Genomic DNA, 22272 nt, shown 5'->3' with positions numbered 1-22272 from the left:
GCCCCGAATAAATCGGGGCTTTTTAGTTTTAATTTTGTGGTCCCTGAAGAAATGAGACCAAAATTAATTCAGTTAAGATTTTAACTTGATCTCTTTTATTTGTCTTACTTCTTTACCGAACATTTATCAGTATAACGATATAATTTAGTATTGAGCCAAAAAAGAAATCCCAAAACTAAAACCGCTGATAAACCGTAGCCTAAATTATATTCCAACCCTTTAGCATTCTGCAATACCTCTTTAATCACACCATAAGCAGCAGTTATTAAAAGTATGTAAAAGAACATACTCAATAATTGTAAAAAGTAAAAGAAAATCTTTTTCATATTAATCAATTCCATATTGATCAAATAAATATACTAAGGAAGCCATGGTCGCAGCTCCCAGTTCTAATTCTCTTTTATTTACGGCATCAAACTTATCATTAGCGGCATGATGATAATCAAAATAGCGTTGGGAATCCGGAAGCAAACCCGCTTTAACTATTTTTTTCGAAGTCAGATGTGCAATATCTGATCCGGTGTGGTCTTTAACAAAATTGTGAATCAGATACGGTTCAAATAAATTTTTCCAGCTCAAAACTTTAGTAAAGTTAAGCTCATCACATTCAAATGAAAAACCTCTGGGTGAAAAACCACCGGCATCACTCTCCAAAGCAAAAATGTGATTTTCGTTATTCAGTTTAGACAATTCCTCATATTTCTTTCCTCCTTTACCTCCAAATTCTTCATTCATAAAAAGGACAGCTCTGATAGTATTTCTAGGTTTGTAATTTAATTTTTTGAACAGTTCCAAAACTTCCATGCTTTGCACCACACCTGCTCCGTCATCCTGAGATCCGTCAGCTAAATCCCAAGAATCCAAATGCCCTCCTACAACCATAATTTTTTCCGGATGTACTGAACCCGTAATTTCTCCAATTACATTATAGGAAAGCACATCTTCATATTGCTGACAAGACATTTTCATAAAAAACTGCAGTTTGGGATTTGATTTTAGCTTCTGACTCAATAATTCAGCTCCATTAGTACTGATTGCAGCTGTCGGAATCCATTGCTCTTTTGGCAAATCACCATAGCTTTGAGCGCCTGTATGCGGGAAATCATCCAATCTGAAATTCATAGAACGTACAATAGTTCCCGAAGCTCCTAATGCCGCAGCCTCTTTGGCACCATAATAACGCTGGTCAACACAGTTCCCATAAGACTTAAAGGCATCAACATTTTCAGGTTCAAACGGACGATTGTAAAATACAATTTTGCCTTTTACTTTTGCGGCTCCCAATGCTTTGAGTTCATCAATCCCGTGTACTTCTATCACTTCGGCAGTCAATCCGTTTTTGGCCGTGGCCACAGAACCACCAAGAGCACAAATAGGAACGTTGATTTTTGTTTTATTGTCTAAAATATATGCCATTTCTTTTTCACCTCTTACCCATTTTGGTACCATAACTTCCTGAAGATATACACGGTCCAGTCCTAATGTTTCCAGCTTAGCTTTGGCATAAGCAATTCCTTTTTCCGCTCCTGCTGAACCAGACATACGCTGTCCTACTTTATTGGACAAATCATCCAGCCACGAATAACATTGAGATTGCGTCAACGAAAATTTATACATATCTTTTAGCATTTGCTCATCCTTATTTTGAGCATGGGATAATGAAGCGAGTAATAATAAGAAACCGAAAACATTTTTTTTCATGGAGAAATTTTTTCTCAAAAATAATTCAAAAAACATTTGGTCAAAGGAAAATATTTCATTTACTTTGTTTTTCAAAGTACTTTAATATGGAAGCAAAAGATTATCTTAAAGACATTTCAGAAATCAAAACCCTTATGGATCGTTCTTCGCGATTCATTTCACTAAGTGGACTTTCAGGAGTTTTGGCAGGAATATATGCATTAATGGGTGCTTGGCTGGCATACAAAACAATCTACTTTGACAATGATAGCATTTCCAATTACAACGATTTAACGATTTCTAGCGACGCTGTAGTGCAATTGTTTATGATTGCATTTACGGTTGTCGTTTTATCCATAGTAACCGGAATAATTTTGAGCATCAAAAAAGCTAAAAAGGGCAATGAAAAAATCTGGAATTCGTCTTCCAAACGCTTGGTGATTAACTTTGCTATTCCTTTGATAACCGGCGGTATTTTTATTCTTTTTTTAATTGAAAAAGAAATCTTAAATCTGGTTGCCCCTTTGACCCTACTCTTTTACGGGCTGGCCTGCGTAAATGCCAGCAAATATACCCTTGGGGATGTTCGCTATTTGGGTATTACCATGATTATTTTAGGATTACTATGTACATGGTTTCTCAGTTACGGGCTTTTATTTTGGGCTTTGGGTTTTGGAGGCTGTCATATCGTTTATGGAGCCATGATGTACTTTAAATACGACAGAAATTAATTTTGAAAAACATCATCCAAAATATCAATAAAGCTTTTGACCACCGAATCCGTCTTGGAATCATGTCGGTATTGATGGTCAATGAGAGTGCAGACTTTAATCTGCTGAAAGAACTGTTAGGGGTTACTGACGGGAACCTGGCTAGTCACACTAAAGCCTTGGAAGCCGAGAATTACATCACCATTGAAAAGCAGTTTATCGGAAAGAAACCCAATACCAGATACATCGCAACAGCCTCTGGGAAAAAAGCATTTCAGGAACACATTGATGCTTTGGAAAAATTAATACAGAAAAGTTAGTCCTTTTTTTTATTTATAAACTTTGAAATTCAAAGTACTTTTAATTTAATATTTATGCGAGATTTAATTCTGGAAAAAATGTATGATTGGAGTAAAAAACCATATCAACGGTATTTTAAAAAAAATAAGGCTTGGGAGATTACCAGTAAGGAACTCATCCGATATCCTCAACAAACATTAGGCTTTGAAATAGGTTGCTTCTTATTGACCTATAACTTCGAATTGGAACCCAAACTGGAAGACCATGATGTCATACATGTTTTAACCCAAACAGGAGTCACCGTACCGGAAGAAATAGGCATGCAATTTTATTTATTGGGAAATGGCAAAAGAAGCGTGTATCAGTTTTTTGTGATTACAATCGGCAGTATTCTTTATGTCAATAAACTTAACTACTTCTTCAATCAATTTAAGAGAGGAAAGACAGCGTACTGCTTTTATCATCTTAACTTCTCAAAAATGCTCAACATCCCGACTCAAACTATTCGTGAAACTTTTAAAATTAATTAACTATGGAAACCGACTTTTATAACGCTAATCCTCAAACCGGAACCTCAACATACATTGCCATGGGTTCCTTTTGTATCGGAACGATGCTCTTGTTCTTAAGACTGACAATGCCCAACGAAGAAAGTCTTTTGTTTATAGGGTTCTTTTATGTGCTCTTCGCTATTCTAATCAACTCTTTGGTTCTGCTGAATCTGTGCTATCAATTCATCATAACACCCAATGAAAGGAAAACCATTGCCATCAGAATCCTGATTCTATTGGCTAACATTCCGATTGCGCTGCTGTATTTCTATATCGTAGTCAACGAAAACTGATACTAACTTAAAATCAAAAAAAATGGAAAATCAAGAAACCACAAACACCGAAAAAAACAACTTTTTTCAATCAACTACAGCCAAAATGATCATGGTAGGCTTTTTAACTTTAGTACTGCTCATCCCGTTGTTTTTTGTTCAGGATTTAATTCAGGAAAGGTCACAACGCAAAAACGAAGTGGTAGATGAAGTCACTAATTTATGGGGAAAAGACATCCTGTTCTATGGTCCCACACTACGAATCCCATACAATACCTATGAAAATTACAATATTACTGATGCCAAAACAGGAGCGGTGTCTATTCAGCGAAGAGCCATCACTAATTTCGCTTATTTTTTTCCGGATGAATTGTCCAACAAGTCGAATGTCAAAAAAAACGAATCGCTGAAACGCGGCATTTTCAATCATGTGGTATTTACAGCTGATATGACTTTTAAAGGAAGTTTCGGGAATCCCGATTTTTCAAAACTGGGTATTCCTGTCGAAAACATTCAATGGGATAAAGCCGCCATTGTGGTTAAGACCACAAACCTAAAAAGCATCAAAAGTGAATTGAAAATAGAACTGAATAAGCATCACTTTACTTTCGAACCTCAAAACAGCGATAAAAGTGAGTACAGCATCTTAGCAACCAATCAATTTGATTACAGACAATTGGTTTCCGGAACTAAAATCAATTTTAATTTTGCAATTACTTACAATGGCAGCAACAGCATCAAGTTTATTCCCATCGGGAAAATAACTACCGTCAGTGTGAATTCCGACTGGGAATCGCCCAGCTTTGAAGGTACTTTTGCCGCCAGCGACACTACCAAAACGGTTAACAACCAAGGGTTTCATGCCGATTGGAAAATATTGGACATCAACCGCACTTTTGCCCAACAATACGTTAGTACACTTCCCAATTTGGACGATTACCTCTTTGGTGTAAAATTAATCCAAACCGTTGATGAATACCAACAAAACGAACGCGCGTCCAAATATGGTTTTCTGGTAATTGGTTTGACCTTTCTTATCTTTTTCCTGATTCAATCCATCAGCAAAATCAACATTCACATTTTTCAGTATTCTATGATTGGCTTGGCCCTGATTATGTTTTATACATTATTGATTTCAATTACAGAACACAGTACTTTCAGCCTTGCGTACACTATAGCCGGAACATCGGTAGTGGCAATGATAACGCTCTACTCCATTTCTGTATTGAAAAATAAAAAATTTCCTTTGTTTATAGGAAGTGCATTGTCGGCATTATATACCTTCATTTACATCATCATCCAAATGGAAGATTATGCACTACTGGTGGGCAGCATCGGATTGTTTGTTATCTTGGGTGTTGTCATGTATTTTTCCCGAAAAATTGATTGGAGCAAATAGTCTTGAAACAAAAAAGTCTGCCGAAAAGAGCAGACTTTTTTATTTGAAATGGTTTGGATCAACCTTCCATTCTTTGTCTTTGTCATACCAAAGTTTTCCATGAGCAACCGTTAAAGGACAATCAAAATTATTGGTATACAAACTTCCGGTTCCTAAACCTTGAGGCATACTATTGTTGAGCAAAAAAGTAAATTGAGCAATCGCATTCAAACCGATGTTGCTTTCCAAAGCCGATGTAATCCACCAACCGATATTTAACTTTTCAGCTATAGAAATCCATTCCAAAGTTCCTCGAATGCCACCGATAAAACTAGGCTTCAAAACGATGTATTGCGGTTGGATTTTTTGCAGTAATTGTCGTTTGTCATCAAAAGAGAACACCCCAATCAACTCCTCGTCCAAAGCTATAGGAATTGTTGTGTTTTTACACAAAACTGACATCATGTCAGTATTGTTTTTTTGAATGGGTTGCTCTATACTATGAACTTCAAAACCAGCTATTTGATTTATTTTATATAAAGCCGAATCATAACTAAAAACACCGTTAGCATCAACTCGAATTTCCATTGTTTCTTTATCAAAGTTTTGACGAATAAAGCGTAATAAATCCAATTCTTTGTCAAATTCTATGGCTCCGATTTTTAATTTTATACAGTTAAATCCCTGCTCAATTTTATCTTCGATTTGACGTTTCATGAACGCCTCATCCCCCATCCAAACCAATCCGTTGATAGGAATACTGTGTTGGTTTTCGGTAAAATCAGAGGGAAATAAAACGAAAGGATTTTCACTTTCCAAAGACAAAAAAGCCATTTCAATTCCAAATTGAATTGACGGAAACTCGATTAATTCGTTCCAAAGTTGGTCTTTTCCTAAGCCTATATGCTCACATGCCCATTGTAATTTTTCTTCATAATCAGAACGGTCATCGGCACTCAAACCACGTAAAATCCCACACTCTCCTACCCCTGTTTTGCCGTCTTTTTCAAGAACAATAAACCATGTCTCTTTGGTTTTCAAAACGCCTCTGGAAGTTCCTGATGGTTGCTTAAAATTGAGGATGTATTGGTGATAGGTTGCTTTCACGGTTTTAGTCTAAAATATTCAACACCCGTTTGAATTTTGGATTGCTCATATTATTCTTTTCAAAAGTTTGAAAATCCGCTTTCACTTGTTGTGTCCAGCTAACATCCGCTGAGATATTCTGACTCTTGTATTGTTTATAAATCTCTTTGGCCTTTGTAAAGTCATCCATAAAGAGGTAAGCGTGAGCCAAATTCAATTGGATTGTCAAATCATTCGGGTCTTTTTGCTCCGCCGATTTCAGAATTTCAAGGGCTTTTCCAAACTGTTTTGTAAGCAAATAGTACTTCCCTAAAAGCACATAATCCGCAGTAGTTACCGAAACATTTTTGCTCAAGGTACTCTGAAGCAAATCAATCGCTTCCTGCTTTTTGCCTTTGTCAAACAACTGCATCGCCTCGGCTCTGGCAGAAACTGTAATCACCTTGTTTTCACCTATTTTCATCAAGGCTTTTTCCGAAAAACTACTGATTGCTTTCGCTTTCTCTTCGGGAAGCAGATTTTTAAAATCCTTATAACTGTAGGTTTGGGTAACCATATCCAGAAAAAAACCACAAAACTGATCTTTTTTAACCACTGAAGACATCACCGAAAGATTTTTGCAAAGCGCAATCACTTCCTTTTTAGCATCATTATTCCAACCGGAACTGAGTTTGTTGTCAACCCACGGCACTACCTCCAGAACAATTTTTTCATTCATTACCCAATTGGTGCTTTCAAAGACAAACCATAAATTTTTAGTTTTTCCGGTTAAACAGCTCGAGCGGTCTGACAAAAGCTTTGCCTCTTTATTGATTGGATTATCCTGAACAATACAGGCATTTTTCAACTCACCCGACTTCTCATACTCCTTTGCATCCTTTTTATTGGTAAAAACTGCGTATTTGCATTTGTCAGTACCTGAAATAGTGGAAAGTAAAAATACGGCTCCGGCAGAACCTTGACTGATTCCGGTAGGATCAGGAATCGCTTTTAACACTGAAACAAGACTAGACGACAATTTTTGATTATCATCCAAAAGCGAAATCCGGTAGACTACTTCTGTAGTGCCCTCAGGAAAATCAGCCGTTTTAATGCATTTTCTGTCGCCTGACCCCACACCCGCAGTTTCATTAGTAGTTCGTACATTATCCCAATATCCTTGCTTGCTTTGTCCCGAAACCACCGAGACAAACAACAGAAAAACAGTTAATTTAATTAATTTCATAATGATTTTCAGCTCCTTTTCACATGAAAGAGCCTTTTTAATGAATAAAAAAATAGTTTGATTACAACACAATGCTCTCTCCGATTTCCAGCAACATTAAATCTTTTCCGGCATCAAAGAATTTTTTCTTCGCTTCATCATGATTGACAACAATAAAACCGAAAGTATCATAATGACAGCCTAAAACTTTATCGCACTGTACAAAATCAGCCGCCACGATAGCGTCTTCCACATCCATAGTAAAATTGTCTCCTATAGGAAAAATGGCTAAATCCAGTTTGGTTCGCATCGGAATAAGCTTCATATCCATTGTTAAAGCGGTATCGCCCGAAATGTAAATATTCTTATGTTCCCCCTCTATAACAAAACCTCCCGGGTTTCCTCCATAGGTTCCATCCGGAAAAGAACTGGAATGGGATGCCGCAACATATTTCACTTTACCAAAATCAAAACTCCAGCTTCCTCCATGGTTCATCGGATGCGACTGCAGCCCTTTATTGCCATAATAAGTAGCTATTTCCCAATTGGAAACAATAACCGCATTGGTGTTTTTAGCGATGCTCTCTGCATCTAATGAATGATCCTGGTGCGCATGGGTCAGCAATATATAATCCGCCTTTAAATCGCTTAAATTAATGTGTGCTGCCTTCGGATTGCCCGTAATAAACGGATCTACTAAAATATGTTTCCCATTGACCTCAATCCCAATACAGGAGTGTCCGTAAAATGTAATTTTCATTTGCTCAATTTTTTAAATTAAAACGCTGTTCAAGCCGTTACTATCTTCCTCCTAAAAAAAGATTCACTATAATATCCGAAAAAAAATAAAACATACTCAAGGCCAATAAGATGGCTAACAAAAAAGTACTCAAAGCCAGCTTTTTCAACTCAGGATCCAACAATTTCGGATTGGTGTTTGCCGCCACTCTTTTCAAGTGAAGAATCAGCGGAATATAAGCTATCAGAAACAAGTACAAATCAAAATTAAATCTTTCGGGATTTGCGGGATCGATGGTGAAATCAAAAATCACAGCAAACAACAGCACTAAAACCATGGCCGAAACCACTAAAAAGAAATGGTATTTTTTGGCCCAGACACCGCCTTTTTTTACTACCAGTGTATTCTTTCCCGATTTTCGATCGCTCTCTTCATCGCGCATGTTGTTCAGATTCAACACCCCGACACTCAAAAAACCAATGGCAGTCGCCGGCAAAAGCAACAACCAGTCTATTTCTTTGGAAAACATAAAAAACACCCCAAAAGTACTCACCCATCCGAAAAAGAGAAACACAAACAAATCACCGTAACCACGATAACCGTAAGCACCTTTGCCCACTGTATAACGAATGGCTGAAGCAATAGCCAGAATTCCCAAAACAAAGAATACAAAAGAATAGAGCAGATAGCTTTCTTTAAAAGCAAAATAAATCAGTAACCCTGCAAAACCAAGGGTAATCAATGACATGACCATCATAGCCCGTTTCATCGCTTGGGGCGTAATTACCCCGCTCTGTATGGCGCGTTTTGGTCCAATCCGATCTTCGTTATCAGTCCCTTTGACTCCATCGCCATAATCGTTGGCAAAATTGGAGAGAATCTGCAGGCCTAAAGTAGTCAACAAGGCAAAAACGACAATTTTCCAGTTAAACATGCCTTGCGACATGGCATAAAAACTCCCAACAATAATCCCCGATACCGAAAGCGGTAAGGTTCTAACGCGCGCAGCTTCAATCCAGTGTTTCATTTTTATTATTTTAAATTTTATAATTAACTGATTTACATCCAATTGCTATCAGAGGTTTCGATCAAGTAGAGCCAGAGGTTGACATAATCGTTTATCGTAGCGTAATTGCCCAAATAAAAACTAAGGTCGCCGGCAGCCGTATGCAAAGTTAGTGAACCAATATTTAAATTTTTATGCCAAAACAATTGTGAGGTGGTAATGGCCTGTATCTTATGAATCTCAATGATTTGGTTTTCAATATCCCAAGCCCCGCTTTGCTTGATGATGTATTTCTCGTTGAGAAAAAGTCGGTAATTTCTAAAGCCAAAGTAAAGCAATGCCATCACCAAAACACTGTAAAAAACAGCGATACCATAGAAATCAAAAACACTGCTGTCACTATATCTTCCCACCAGACAGTAGCCGAGTATCGGCAAAAAAACAAGCAAAAACAAAGAGAAAACCAGCTTTCTGAAATTGGGCGTAATCATCAGGCCTTTGGTGGGCAATTCGTTAAAAAGCAATTTCAGGATTTGATTTTTTTCGGTTTCATCACAACCCGGAATTTCTAAAGCAGTCTTTCGCTGGTCTTTTTCCCCATTCATTGCCTGACGAATGATTACCTGAAAAATATTCAATTTTTTCTGAAAATAATTCCTGGAAACGCTGATTATCTGAACCCGTTCGGGTCTTACGATTGAATTTTTGATATTGATCAACCCGAAATTCAGCACCAAAGTTCCTTTTTGCTTGGTAATTTTAAATCCGAAATAGCGGATAATGGTTCGGCCCAAATTGAACAACAAGATGCCAAACATAAGAAAACCAATAAAAATCATCACCGCATTGAAGGTAACTCCATTTTTGATATACGTCCCTACACGGCCATTTTCCAATTCATCATCACCAAAAATGTGGCTGATATTTTCGTAAACCGTAAAAAAGAAAGCCACAATTAACCCCAAACTTCTAACATAATTAGAGGTAATCCCGATTTTAAATAAACTCCAAAAACTGATTTTGATAAAAGGCTCATTACCATCAACCGTTTCAGAAGACTCCTGCTCTTCGTGATCCGCTTTAGCCGTAACCTTCCCGTGAATTAATTTCTCCTTTAAGGCCAAAGCCAACTCATGGGACACCGCTTTGATTTCGACTTCTTTACTTTCGCTTCCGGCGGTTTCAATATCGAGCGAAAACACTTTGATTAACTGCTGTACAAAATCCTGATTGATGTTGACCTGCTGTATTTTATTGAGTTGTATTACCGTTTTGGTCTTGTTAATCACACCCGAATTGATGATAAATTCGTCCTTTTCCTCATCAATGTAAAACGTAAAATTGATATATTTCAAATACGAAATCAAGCCGGTTATTCCAATCAACATTAAAAAACCTACGACAAAATAAAACGCATTCATGTTGTCTGATTTTAAAATCACCACGATAAACAATATCCAAAACGCTTTAACAATGCCTTTCAAAGTAGAAAGAAACATCACTAAAATCCCTATGGGAGCTTGTCTTTGCGGTGACGTAAAATCGGTTTTCATTACAACTGTTTTTGAATTTTACCCATCAATAACTGCTTGATGTCTTCGGCTTTTTCTTTCTCTATACCAGGGATTTGAATATCACTTCCCTTACCTCCTGCTGTAAAAACCTCCACTTTGGCCAGTTTAAAAAAACGAGCTACAAAACCCTCGTGTAACGCCACATGCTGCACTCTGTTATAAGGAATAATTACCGTATTAGTCGCTATAATACCGGTGCGGTATATCACGTCGTGGTTTCTAAAAACATAGCCTCGCTTTGTAAACGACAACCGGGCAAAGAACACTACCAAAACCAGCAAGGCAACCAAGGCTGTTCCCAAAACAGTTGCAATAGCACGGAGTTCGGAATCGTAAACAATCCCCAACACCATTGCTGTAGTCAACAATCCAAAAAACACAGCAATATTGATGAGCATCACCTTCCAATACGAAGAATGAAGACCGGTAAAAGATAAGGTCTCGTGTTTGGGTAATTGCGAAAGATCAATAGTTTCGTTCGTAAAGTGCTCCATCGTTTGTACTTATGAGAATTATGGCAACCATTTTTTATCAAAATTAGGCTTACGCTTTTCCAGAAAAGCATCTCTTCCTTCTTTGGCTTCGTCTGTCATATAAGCCAAGCGCGTAGCTTCTCCGGCAAATACCTGCTGCCCCACCATGCCGTCGTCCGTCAAGTTCATGGCAAACTTTAGCATCTTGATAGAGGTTGGTGACTTTGCCAATATCTCTTGCGCCCACTCATAGGCAGTATCTTCCAACTCGGCATGCGGAATCACTGCATTAACCATACCCATTTCAAAAGCTTCCTGCGCACTGTAATTGCGACCCAAAAAGAAGATTTCGCGCGCTTTTTTCTGCCCAACCATTTTAGCTAAATAGGCTGAACCATAGCCCCCATCAAAACTCGTCACATCTGCATCGGTTTGTTTAAAAATAGCGTGTTCTTTACTGGCCAATGTTAAATCACAAACCACATGCAAACTATGTCCGCCGCCAACAGCCCAACCCGGAACTACCGCAATCACAGCTTTCGGCATAAAACGAATCAAACGCTGCACATCGAGTATATTCAATCGATGATACCCATCATCGCCCACATATCCCTGATGACCCCGGGCTTTTTGGTCACCTCCGCTACAGAAAGAATATACACCATCCTTGGGCGAAGGCCCTTCAGCTGAAAGCAACACCACTCCAATAGAAGTATCCTCCTGAGCATCGTGAAAAGCCTGCAATAACTCAGCTGTAGTTTTTGGTCGGAAGGCGTTTCGTACCTCCGGACGATTAAATGCAATACGAGCTACTCCATTGCATTTTTTATATGTGATATCTTCAAATTCTTTGACAGTTTGCCATTGTATTGTACTCATAAACAAAAGGGTTAAATTCGCAGTTCTTATTTTTTAGTTAAAAAAATAACTGCTTCTGTAAATTCTATTATTTTAGCGTAAAAATAAATCATTTTTTGACTTTAACCTCATCACTACTCATATTCTTATGAAGAAAACTTTATTTTATTTTATAGCTTTATCATTCAGTTTAAATGGGATTTCTCAAACGTATGAATTTCAAACTATTAAAAAAATTGATGCTACTCCTGTAATTTCTCAGGACCAAACCGGAACCTGCTGGAGTTTTTCCACCACTTCTTTTCTGGAAGCTGAAATCATCCGAACCACGGGCAAAAAAATTGACCTTTCCGAAATGTACAATGTCCGCAATACCTACCCTAAAAAAGCCTGGGTTTATGTAATGCGTCAGGGCAAAGCTCAGTTTGGCGAAGGTGGTCTGGCACACGACGTCATCAACTCGGCCCGCGACTTCGGTTTGGTACCCCAAAGTGTTTACAGTGGCAAAATGCCGACTGATGCCATCTATAACCACACCGAAATGGTTTCTGTATTAGAAAGCATGCTGAAAACGTATGTGGCCAACCCGGGCAAAAAATTATCTCCTCAATGGAAAGAATCGGTTAGTGCGGTGCTGGATCAATACATGGGTCCAAATCCAACCGAATTTACATACGAAGGAAAGAAATACACTCCAAAGACTTTCATGGAATACACCAAGCTCAATCCGAAAGATTATATTACCATTTCCTCTTTCACACATGAGCCCTTTTACAAACCTTTCTTACTGGATATTCCCGATAACTTTTCCAATGGTGTTTTTTACAACCTGCCTTTAGATGAGTTTATTCAAAATATTGATAATGCATTAGATAAAGGATACACCTTAAGCTTAGATTGCGATGTGAGCGAGGCTACTTTTTCAGGCAAAAAAGGAATCGCAGTCATCCCCGACAACGAGGCCGATGAAAAAGCGATTCTCAACGAAATCAAACCCGAAAAAAACATTACTCCTCAATACCGACAATCGGAATTTGAAAATTACGATACTGTGGACGACCACCTGATGCACATCGTTGGAAAAGTAAAAGACCAAAAAGGAAACCTGTATTATATTGTTAAAAACTCCTGGGGGGCGGAAAACGGCAAAGAAGGGTACGTATACATGAGTGTAGCCTACCTCAGGTTAAAAGCCATCTCGGTATTGCTTCACAAAGACGGCTTAACCCCAAAAACAAAATCTGATTTAAAAATATAATCAACAAACGAATAATCAGCTTGAGCAACCTGCAGGAAGTATTTCTTGCAGGTTTTTTGTTTTAATCCTTATATTTATCGAGCTAAAATCCTAACCATGCATCATTTTACAACCCAAGAAAAAGCCAAAATCCTGTTCAGTTTTCCCGTAATCATTGCCGCCTTAGGCTATTTTGTCGACATTTACGACTTACTGCTTTTTGGGATTGTACGTATTCCCAGCCTGAAAGATATGGGACTCGATGCCGATAAAGTCGGTACCATGATTATCAATTATCAAATGATTGGTTTGGTCCTCGGCGGCATTATCTGGGGAGTATACGGAGACAAAAAAGGAAGACTCTCCGTATTGTTTGGTTCCATTTTAGTATACTCACTGGCCAACATTGCCTGTGGTTTTTTACCGGAAATGTCTTTTGGCGATAAGGGAATGTTATATGCCTGGTTGCGTTTTATTGCAGGTGTAGGATTGGCCGGGGAACTGGGAGCCGGCATCACTTTGGTTTCCGAAACCTTGCCCAAAGAACTCCGGGCAATTGGCACTTCTATAGTCGCAGGCTTTGGCGTTTTGGGTGCCGTAGTCGCGCAGTTTACTGTAGAACTAGCCGGAAGCTGGACTACCGCCTACCTCATCGGCGGAACGTTAGGACTGTTGCTTTTAGTGCTTCGCATCAGTGTGGCCGAAAGCGGCATATTCAAATCAGTTAAAGAAAACACGGCTATTCAACGCGGGGATTTCTTTTCTTTTTTTACCCGTAAAGCGCTTTTTCTGAAATACATTCGTTGCATTCTCATTGGTATTCCCATTTGGTATTGTATCGGAATCCTGGTGTTTATGGCCAATCAGTTTGCCCCCGAAATGGGGATCAACTCCATCAATCCGGGCAAAGCTATCATGTGGACATACATAGCCACCTCTGTGAGTGATTTTTCCAGCGGCTGGTTTTCTCATCTTTTACAATCCAGAAAAAAAGCCATTTTGTATATGCTACTGTTTACGTTTTTGGGCGTGGCCCTGCTCCTTTTCAGCGGAAGTAAAAGTGAAAACATGTATTATTTTTATTGTGCCTGGATTGGATTTGGTTCCGGTTTTTGGGCCATGTTTGTCACCGTGGCGGCTGAACAATTCGGCACCAACCTGAGAAGCACCGCTACGACCAGCGTTCCGAATATGGTACGGGGAGCCGTACCCGTTATGCTCATTGGCTTTGATTACTTAAAGCAAACTCACAGTGTGATTACTTCAGCTGCGTATATTGGTGCTGTAGCATTTGGTTTGGGAATTTACGCCACCCTCACCATCAAAGAAACGCACAACCGGGAAATGGATTTTACAGAATAGCGTAGGTCATTCCATTCATTCTTTTTTAGTACTGAACTGCGCAAATTAAATGTACTTTTGCGCATCTTTTAAATCATTATTGTATGTCTTCCGAATTGCTTCCCTGGATTGGCTATTTGGCCTCTGTAATTATTGTAGTCTCTATGATGATGCCTTCCATCATCAAGTTCCGATGGATTAACTTGGTGGGAGCGTTACTGTTTTCAATTTACGGATTTCTGATTGATGCCATTCCGGTTGGAGTGCTCAACGGCATCATCGTTTTGGTAGATATCTATTACCTGTGGCTTATTTATTCCAAAAAAGAAACCTTTGAAATCTTAGAAGTCAATGCCGACAGCGAATACCTGAAGCGTTTTTTACACTATCACGATGCCCGTATTCAAAGTTATTGCCCCGGCTTTCAGTATACCCCGGATGAGAATACAATTTGTTTTTTTATCCTGAGAAACATGGCCGTAGCCGGCTTTTTTTTAGCACACCGAAGTCAGCCGACTACGCTTTGCGTGGATTTGGATTACGTTTTACCCGAATACAAAGACTTTAAAAACGGGAAGTTTATTTACTTTCAACTCAAAGACCGATTTGTGGCGGCAGGCTTTACCCGTGTCATTGCCGAAGGTAACAACCAGCGGTATTTCAACTACCTCAAAAAACTAGGCTTCAACGAAACGGCAGCCGGGGTTTACGAAAAAAATTTGACGGTTTAGACAAATTTCGATTTTTCCCTCAGCTTTTTTTTCTTTCCAATTTTTGTCATTATTTTTTCTAAAAAAAATTTTGACAAACTTTTTACGCATTATTTTTTTTGAAAAAAATTTTGACAAACTTTTGGCTCAATTCTTTTTTTTGAAAAAAATTGCGCCAACTATTTCTCAGCAGAGCGTTAATTGCTTTCGGGTCAAAAACCTTTGAAAAAGCCTGAAAATTCCAAACGCTCTTAACTTCATCCTAACATTTACCTTTGTATCTTTGTACCGCAAAATAATAAAGTATGGAATCTGTTATTGACAACAATCTACCTATCGGCAAACCCAAATGGCTCAAAGTAAAACTTCCGATAGGCCAAAAATATACGGAACTTCGCGGTTTGGTCGACAAATACCAACTCAACACCATCTGTACTTCAGGCAGTTGCCCGAATATGGGAGAATGTTGGGGTGAAGGCACCGCTACCTTTATGATTTTAGGAAATATTTGTACCCGCTCCTGCGGATTCTGCGGGGTAAAAACCGGCAGACCTGAAACTGTGGACTGGGACGAACCCGAGAAAGTAGCCCGTTCCATCAAAATAATGAAAATCAAGCACGCCGTAATCACTAGCGTTGACCGAGATGATTTGAAAGACATGGGCTCCATCATTTGGTTGGAAACCGTACAAGCCATCCGCCGTATGAATCCGGAAACTACTTTAGAAACCCTTATTCCTGATTTTCAGGGAGTAGAAAGAATTATAGACCGCATCGTGGAAGCCAATCCCGAAGTGGTATCGCACAATGTGGAAACCGTACGTCGTTTGACCCGTGAGGTTCGCATTCAGGCCAAATACGACCGTAGTTTGGCGGTATTGAAATATTTAAAAGCACAAGGCATCCGCAGAACCAAATCGGGTATCATGTTGGGACTTGGCGAAACCGAAGAAGAAGTGATTCAAACCATGCGGGACCTGCGCGATAACGATGTGGATATTGTAACCATTGGTCAATATTTACAACCGAGCAAAAAACACCTGCCGGTAAAAGAGTTCATTACGCCCGAACAATTTGAAAAATACGAAAAAATAGGCAAAGAAATGGGTTTCCGTCATGTTGAAAGCGGTGCTTTGGTTCGTTCCTCGTACCACGCCGAAAAACACATTCTGTAAGTCAAGATGGAAATCACGCACGAACAATCCGCCATAAAGGCTACCTATTTCAGTTTAATCGGAAATGCCTGCCTGGCTTTAGTAAAAGGATTGGCCGGTATTTTCGGGAATTCTTATGCGCTGATTGCCGATGCGATTGAATCGACTACCGATATCTTTTCGTCATTTTTGGTCTTATTCGGACTCAAATATTCCAACAAACCCGCCGACGACAACCATCCGTATGGTCACGGTCGTGCAGAACCTTTAATCACCTTTATCGTTGTCGGCTTTTTGATTACCTCGGCTACGATTATTGCTTACGAAAGCATCCAAAATATCAACACCCCTCACAATCTACCCAAATCCTGGACCCTCATCATTTTAGGAATCATTATTCTTTGGAAAGAATACTCCTTCCGGAAAGTAATGCAACGCGGTATTGAAACCAACAGTTCTTCCTTAAAAGCGGATGCCTGGCACCACCGCAGCGATGCCATTACCTCGGTTGCTGCGTTCATTGGTATTTCGATTGCATTACTATTGGGCAAAGGTTACGAAGCAGCTGATGATTGGGCCGCTTTGTTTGCTTCGGGATTCATTTTATACAACAGTTATCTGATTTTCCGTCCGGCCTTGGGAGAAATTATGGACGAGCATTTATATGACGATTTAATTTTAGACATTCGTCAGGTTTCCCACAAAGTGGAAGGCGTGATTGATACCGAAAAATGTTTTATTCGGAAAGCCGGGATGAAGTACCACGTTGATTTGCACGCCACAGTCGATGCCAATATATCCGTAAAGGAAGGTCACGATATTGCTCATTTACTCAAAGACACACTTAGACACGAGATTCCGCAACTGGGTCACGTTTTGATACATATTGAACCCAATGAATAAAAAAACACGCATCGCCATTAACGGCTTTGGCCGTATCGGAAGAAACCTGTTCCGTTTGTTGTTGAACCATCCGGCTATTGAAGTCGTGGCCATTAATGACATTGCCGACAACCGTACTATGGCGCATTTAATCAAGTACGATAGTATTCACGGTGTTTTACCGCATGTGGTTTCGTTTGATGATGACCATATTATCATTGACGGTAAAGCCTATTTGTTTTTTCATAAAAAAAACATTGCAGACCTCCATTGGAAAGACCACGACATTGATTTCGTCATAGAAAGTACCGGGAAGTTCAAAACCTATGATGAAATCCATCAGCATATTTCAGCCGGAGCCAAAAGAGTCATCCTTTCTGCACCTTCTGAGGTTCCCGAAATCAAGACAGTAGTTTTAGGCGTTAACGAAGCCATTTTAGACGGCACCGAAACCATCATTTCTAACGCCAGTTGTACCACCAACAATGCCGCACCGATGATTAAGGTCATCAACGAATTGTGTGGTATTGAACAAGCTTACATTACCACGGTTCACTCCTACACTACAGACCAAAGCTTACACGACCAGCCGCATAAAGATCTGCGCCGCGCACGCGGAGCGAGCCAATCCATAGTACCTACGACCACGGGAGCGGCCAAAGCACTCAACACTATTTTTCCGGAAATGCAGGGCAAAATCGGAGGCAGCGGTATTCGGGTTCCCGTACCCGACGGTTCGTTGACCGATATTACCTGTTACGTTAAAAAACAAGTGTCGATTGAAGAAATCAATGCTGCTTTCAATAAAGCGGCACAAACAAATCTGAAAGGAATCCTTACGTACACGGAAGACCCTATAGTTTCAGTAGACATCCTTGGCAATCAAAGCTCCTGCCTGTTTGATGCACAACTAACCTCTGTGATTGATAAAATGGTAAAAGTCGTGGGTTGGTATGATAATGAAATAGGCTACTCTTCCCGAATTATTGATTTGATTCTTTTGTTAAAAAAATAATTTACGTTATATTTAGCCTCCTAATTCTATATAAATCTACCTTTTATGAAGTGGATGTGGCTACTCCTGCTCTTCCAAAGCTTGTGTTTTGGACAAAAAAAAACGGTCTCTAAGGTAGACAGTACGTCTTATTATATTGAATTAGCCAACTTCAATAAAAAAACCAATAATTATAAATTTTCGCTGGCCTTTTCACAAAAGGCCTATAACTATGCCTCGGCGCATCAAAGCACTATTGGCAAAGCCAAAGCATTATTTTCTTTAGGGTCTACCTATACCGAATTGAAAAAAACAAACGATGCTCTGGACGCTTTCAGTAAAAGTGTTGAATTCTATAGCCAACTTCCCCCATCAACCGATTACGCCCTTTGTTATTACAATTTGGGGCTATGCTACATGAATTTGGAAGATTTTACCAAAGCCGAGGCCAATTTTGACAAAGCCCAATCCATCTACAACATCCTCAAAATTGACGCCTCTGAATTTTTAAACCTGCAAAAGGGAATATTGTATAAAAACAGAGGGAAGCTGGATTTGGCCTCCAAATTGTTCAACGAAATCATCTCTAAAAGCGAAACCAAAGACCCCTTCAAAACGCGGGCGGAAGCCTTATACCAATTGGGCACGATAGAAGAAAAATTGAACCACAACAATTTGGCGGCAAACTATCTCAACAGAGCTCTGCAAAAAGCCCAAACAGATAAAAATTTAGACCAAAAAGTCAAAATACTCTTGGCGCTGAGCGACACTTACGATAAATTACTCGATGTAAAGAAAGCACATGAGTATTTAAAAGCACACCTCCAATTAAAAGACAGCCTGCTGCACATGACCAGTGAAAAACTGGATGCCAATGACTACGAAGCTTTTAAAGAGAGTGAGCGCATGAAGGCTATCGAACAAATGACCAAAGAGAATGAAGCCCAGCAAAAAACGAACAAGTTCGCCAAACTCATCAGTATCTTAGCCATTGCTTTGATTTCGATTTTATCCCTGCTCAGTTTGTCGTTGTATAAAAACAATATCATTCGGAATCAATCGAACATCTTGTTAAAGGAGAAAAATTTTGAGTTGCAAATCGCCAAAGACAAAGCCGAAAAAGCGTCCAAAGCCCGTGCCGAATTCCTGTCGACCGTAAGTCACGAATTGCGCACCCCGCTCAACGCCATTAACGGAATTACCCATTTACTGATTGAAGACAACCCGAAACCAACCCAACTGCATTATTTGAATTCGCTGAAGTTTTCTGGAAATTATTTATTGACCTTCATCAATGAAATTCTGGAAATAAACCGAATCGAATCGAGCAATATTGAAATTGAATACATTGATTTCAATCTCAAACAATTATTGCTGGACATTCAGAATTCCTTGCACGAGATTGCGTCAAAGAACCACAACAAATTCACCTTACACATTGACGAAAACATTCCTGAAGTGCTGCTGGGCGATCCGACCAAATTGTCGCAGATTTTCATCAATTTAATCAATAATGCGCTCAAGTTTACGCATCATGGTGAAGTCAGCGTCATTGCCAAATTGGTAGAAACCGGGAATGATTTTTCCCGTATCAACTTTGCTGTAACCGACACCGGTATTGGAATTCCGGAAGAAAAACAGGAAACCATTTTTGACAGTTTTTCACAAGGCTCCATTGAAATCAACCGTAAATATGGTGGCACCGGACTGGGACTGACCATTGTAAAAAAACTGGTGGATTTATTGGGAGGCGAAATCAATCTGAAAAGTGAAGTCAATGTGGGGACCACTTTTTCTCTGGAATTGAACTTACTTCACGGAAATGCGGATATTCAAATTGAAAAACCGGTATACTACTCTGAAGAAGTGCTTTTAGGAAAATACATTTTGGTGGTTGAAGACAATAAAATCAACCAAATGGTAACCAAAAAAATGCTTGAAAACAAAGGCATGACCTGTAAAATCATTGACAATGGTGAAGAAGCCATAGAACTGCTCAAAACAGCAAACGATTTTGATTTGGTATTAATGGATGTTCACCTGCCGGGGATTAACGGCACCATTGCCACCCAACACATTCGGGAGTTTGACAAGGCAAAACCCATCATTGCACTGACTGCCATTTCACTGAATGAAAACAGAGAAATGCTGCTCTCGTTTGGCATGACCGATGTCATTACCAAGCCTTTTGAACCTGAAAATTTCTATAAAGTGATTGCGCAGAACTTAGGTTAGTACTGTAAAATCAATTCCCTGATCAGTTGTCGTACTTTAGGTTCGGCCTGCTGGGCTGCTTTGAGTACTTCTTCGTGTGTAATGGATTCCAAATGTTCCTCACTTCCAATATCCGTAATCACTGAAATTCCGAAAGTCTCTAATTCCATGTGACGTGCTACGATAACTTCGGGAACGGTAGACATGCCCACACAATCAGCGCCAATGGTTTTTACCATTTTGTATTCGTGCAGGGTTTCAAAAGTTGGTCCCTGCAACCCCATATATACTCCGTCAAAGACTTCAATATCAGCTGCGGCAGCGATTTCTTTGATTTTGGCAATCATTTTCAAACTGTAAGGCTCACTCATATTTACGAATCGGGGGCCGAAACGCGGATCATTTTTGCCTCGTAACGGATGCTCGGGCATCATGTTGATGTGGTCTTTGATAATGGCAATAGAACCCACTTTGTAATTGGGGTTCACGCCTCCCGATGCATTGGATACAATCAGTTTGGTTACTCCTATGTATTTCATCACCCGCACCGGAAAGGTAACTTCCTGCATGGAATACCCTTCATAATAATGAAAACGTCCCTGCATAGCCACCACTTTTTTATCGCCAATGGTTCCAAATACCAAAGCACCTTTGTGTCCTTCTACAGTAGAAACCGGAAAATTAGGAATTTCATGATAAGGCAGTGTAAATTCAACAGTGATATCATCGGTGAAGCTACCCAATCCTGAACCCAGTATTACACCATATTCCGGAATAAAATTGGTTTTATTTTTAATATAATTAACCGTTTCTTGTACAAGTTCCCACATAGTTTAAAATAATTTGATCAAAAGCATCCTGATTGGCTACAAACTTGCTTTTAATTGGTAAATAATATAATTGCGCTGCAAAAATTTCAGCCTCCAAACGTACAAAATCCTTTTCGGTTGTGACAATAATTTTAGCTTCTGCTTTACTTTTTATGTCTAAAATTTCACTTTCACTGAAATGATGATGATCCGGAAAGGCCATAACCACATCATTTTCAACACGTAAATAATCAAAGAACGGCTTAGGCTTAGCAATGCCGGCTATTAAAATTTTGGCTTTGGGTTTCATTGCTTCCACTTTCAGGCTCTCTTTGCCGTTGTAAACGTGTTCATCATATGCTACAAAACTGAAGAATACCGGCACGTTTAGGCCTATTTGTTTTTTGATATTTTCCTGTGCAAGTTGGGAAATGTCGGGCGGACATTTGGTGACAATTATCAGGTTTGCTCTTTGAGCGCCTTTGCGGCTTTCGCGCAAATTTCCGGCAGGCAATATAAAATCATTGCAAAACAAGTCGTCGTATGCTGTCAGCAGTATGTAAAATCCGGCTTTGACTTTGCGATGTTGGTAAGCGTCATCCAGCAAAATGATGTCGGGTTTTTGCTTTTGGCTTAACAGTTGCTCAATTCCGTTTCGGCGGTCTGCGTCAACAGCCACCTGAATACCGGGGAATTTTTTATAATACTGAAACGGTTCATCGCCTAATGTCTCCGCATTGGCATTGGCATCAGCTAACACAAAGCCTTTCGATTTTCTTTTATAGCCCCTACTCAGCGTTGCCACTTTATAGTTTGAGGAAAGTAAACGAATCAAGTATTCAATTTGTGGTGTCTTACCGGTGCCACCCACGCTGAGATTGCCAACGGCTATAACCGGAATATCAAAAGCATACGACTTCAACAGTCCTTTATCGTAAAGATAATTTCTGACTGCGGTAATCAGACCATAGAGTATCGCGAAGGGGAAAAGTAATTTTCTCAAAAAATTCATCTAACAAATATAAAAATATAAGCCACGAATACACGAATGTTTTTATAATTTTGAGCTAAAACATGTATCTTTGGTAAAGTTTCTTTTT

General features: G+C 39.4%; 23 protein-coding genes. 12 read left to right on the top strand and 11 right to left on the bottom strand.

Annotated elements, in window-relative coordinates; translation table 11 throughout:
• Positions 1–104 precede the first annotated feature (104 nt).
• Together ACSVH6_RS13240 and ACSVH6_RS13235 are read right to left on the bottom strand one after the other, a co-directional pair.
• Positions 105–326: a hypothetical protein gene (locus tag ACSVH6_RS13240; protein ID WP_438079283.1), complete on the bottom strand. Its 222-nt coding sequence runs from the start codon at positions 324–326 to the stop codon at positions 105–107.
• A 1-nt stretch (position 327) separates the two neighbouring features.
• Positions 328–1701 (bottom strand): M28 family peptidase, encoded by a 1374-nt coding sequence (locus tag ACSVH6_RS13235; protein ID WP_438079281.1) that lies wholly within the window; start codon positions 1699–1701, stop codon positions 328–330.
• 86 nt (positions 1702–1787) lie between these two features.
• On the opposite strand from ACSVH6_RS13235, the gene ACSVH6_RS13230 reads away from it, so the two are divergent.
• The 5 genes from ACSVH6_RS13230 to creD are packed head-to-tail and all read left to right on the top strand — an operon-like array spanning position 1788 to position 4912.
• Positions 1788–2411: a hypothetical protein gene (locus ACSVH6_RS13230; RefSeq protein ID WP_438079279.1), complete on the top strand. Its 624-nt coding sequence runs from the start codon at positions 1788–1790 to the stop codon at positions 2409–2411.
• 2 nt (positions 2412–2413) lie between these two features.
• Positions 2414–2710 (top strand): winged helix-turn-helix domain-containing protein, encoded by a 297-nt coding sequence (locus tag ACSVH6_RS13225; protein ID WP_438079277.1) that lies wholly within the window; start codon positions 2414–2416, stop codon positions 2708–2710.
• Positions 2711–2764: 54 nt separating this feature from the next.
• Positions 2765–3220, top strand: coding sequence for a hypothetical protein (locus tag ACSVH6_RS13220; protein ID WP_438079275.1), 456 nt, complete (start codon positions 2765–2767; stop codon positions 3218–3220).
• Between the two features lie 2 nt (positions 3221–3222).
• Positions 3223–3534, top strand: coding sequence for a hypothetical protein (locus tag ACSVH6_RS13215; RefSeq protein ID WP_438079273.1), 312 nt, complete (start codon positions 3223–3225; stop codon positions 3532–3534).
• Between the two features lie 22 nt (positions 3535–3556).
• Positions 3557–4912, top strand: a complete 1356-nt coding sequence (gene creD / locus ACSVH6_RS13210; protein ID WP_438079271.1) for a cell envelope integrity protein CreD — start codon at positions 3557–3559, stop codon at positions 4910–4912.
• A gap of 39 nt (positions 4913–4951) precedes the next feature.
• Here creD and menC read toward each other — a convergent pair whose 3' ends face one another.
• The 7 genes from menC to ACSVH6_RS13175 form a co-directional block, all read right to left on the bottom strand.
• Positions 4952–5998 (bottom strand): o-succinylbenzoate synthase, encoded by a 1047-nt coding sequence (gene menC / locus ACSVH6_RS13205; protein ID WP_438079269.1) that lies wholly within the window; start codon positions 5996–5998, stop codon positions 4952–4954.
• Between the two features lie 4 nt (positions 5999–6002).
• Positions 6003–7202 (bottom strand): tetratricopeptide repeat protein, encoded by a 1200-nt coding sequence (locus ACSVH6_RS13200; protein WP_438079267.1) that lies wholly within the window; start codon positions 7200–7202, stop codon positions 6003–6005.
• A gap of 61 nt (positions 7203–7263) precedes the next feature.
• A complete protein-coding gene (locus ACSVH6_RS13195) occupies positions 7264–7941 on the bottom strand; it encodes a metal-dependent hydrolase (RefSeq protein ID WP_438079265.1) in 678 nt (225 codons plus the stop codon).
• Between the two features lie 40 nt (positions 7942–7981).
• Entirely contained in the window at positions 7982–8947 is a 966-nt protein-coding gene (gene menA / locus ACSVH6_RS13190; RefSeq protein WP_438079263.1) for a 1,4-dihydroxy-2-naphthoate octaprenyltransferase, read from the bottom strand.
• Between the two features lie 32 nt (positions 8948–8979).
• Positions 8980–10479 carry a PH domain-containing protein gene (locus tag ACSVH6_RS13185; protein ID WP_438079261.1) on the bottom strand — a complete coding sequence of 500 codons (1500 nt, stop codon included), beginning with the start codon at positions 10477–10479 and terminating at the stop codon, positions 8980–8982.
• Entirely contained in the window at positions 10479–10994 is a 516-nt protein-coding gene (locus tag ACSVH6_RS13180; protein WP_438079259.1) for a PH domain-containing protein, read from the bottom strand. Before ACSVH6_RS13180 ends, ACSVH6_RS13185 begins: the two co-directional genes overlap by 1 nt.
• 18 nt (positions 10995–11012) lie before the next feature.
• Entirely contained in the window at positions 11013–11852 is an 840-nt protein-coding gene (locus ACSVH6_RS13175) for a 1,4-dihydroxy-2-naphthoyl-CoA synthase (RefSeq protein ID WP_438079257.1), read from the bottom strand.
• Positions 11853–11979: 127 nt separating this feature from the next.
• On the opposite strand from ACSVH6_RS13175, the gene ACSVH6_RS13170 reads away from it, so the two are divergent.
• The 7 genes from ACSVH6_RS13170 (at position 11980) to ACSVH6_RS13140 (ending at position 20384) form a co-directional block, all read left to right on the top strand.
• The gene (locus tag ACSVH6_RS13170; protein ID WP_438079255.1) at positions 11980–13089 is read left to right on the top strand and encodes a C1 family peptidase; all 1110 of its coding nucleotides are present in this window, start codon (positions 11980–11982) and stop codon (positions 13087–13089) included.
• 96 nt (positions 13090–13185) lie between these two features.
• Positions 13186–14430: an MFS transporter gene (locus ACSVH6_RS13165; RefSeq protein ID WP_438079253.1), complete on the top strand. Its 1245-nt coding sequence runs from the start codon at positions 13186–13188 to the stop codon at positions 14428–14430.
• Positions 14431–14513: 83 nt separating this feature from the next.
• Positions 14514–15140: a hypothetical protein gene (locus ACSVH6_RS13160; RefSeq protein WP_438079251.1), complete on the top strand. Its 627-nt coding sequence runs from the start codon at positions 14514–14516 to the stop codon at positions 15138–15140.
• 284 nt (positions 15141–15424) lie between these two features.
• Positions 15425–16294 carry a lipoyl synthase gene (lipA, locus tag ACSVH6_RS13155; protein WP_438079249.1) on the top strand — a complete coding sequence of 290 codons (870 nt, stop codon included), beginning with the start codon at positions 15425–15427 and terminating at the stop codon, positions 16292–16294.
• A gap of 12 nt (positions 16295–16306) precedes the next feature.
• Positions 16307–17176, top strand: coding sequence for a cation diffusion facilitator family transporter (locus ACSVH6_RS13150; RefSeq protein ID WP_438079308.1), 870 nt, complete (start codon positions 16307–16309; stop codon positions 17174–17176).
• Positions 17169–18170 carry a type I glyceraldehyde-3-phosphate dehydrogenase gene (gene gap / locus ACSVH6_RS13145; protein WP_438079247.1) on the top strand — a complete coding sequence of 334 codons (1002 nt, stop codon included), beginning with the start codon at positions 17169–17171 and terminating at the stop codon, positions 18168–18170. Before ACSVH6_RS13150 ends, gap begins: the two co-directional genes overlap by 8 nt.
• Positions 18171–18215: 45 nt before the next feature.
• The gene (locus ACSVH6_RS13140) at positions 18216–20384 is read left to right on the top strand and encodes an ATP-binding protein (RefSeq protein WP_438079245.1); all 2169 of its coding nucleotides are present in this window, start codon (positions 18216–18218) and stop codon (positions 20382–20384) included.
• Here ACSVH6_RS13140 and ACSVH6_RS13135 read toward each other — a convergent pair.
• Positions 20381–21193: a purine-nucleoside phosphorylase gene (locus tag ACSVH6_RS13135; protein WP_438079242.1), complete on the bottom strand. Its 813-nt coding sequence runs from the start codon at positions 21191–21193 to the stop codon at positions 20381–20383. The two genes, ACSVH6_RS13140 and ACSVH6_RS13135, sit on opposite strands and share 4 nt — an antisense overlap.
• Entirely contained in the window at positions 21165–22184 is a 1020-nt protein-coding gene (gene lpxK, locus ACSVH6_RS13130) for a tetraacyldisaccharide 4'-kinase (protein ID WP_438079240.1), read from the bottom strand. The genes ACSVH6_RS13135 and lpxK overlap by 29 nt, the downstream gene beginning before the upstream one ends.
• Positions 22185–22272: the final 88 nt, after the last annotated feature.

The organism is Flavobacterium sp. XGLA_31, assembly GCF_051547105.1.
Taxonomy (GTDB): Bacteria; Bacteroidota; Bacteroidia; order Flavobacteriales; family Flavobacteriaceae; genus Flavobacterium.
The sequence above is the reverse complement of the archived record's forward strand: the minus strand, read 5'-3'. Positions and strand labels throughout refer to the sequence as shown.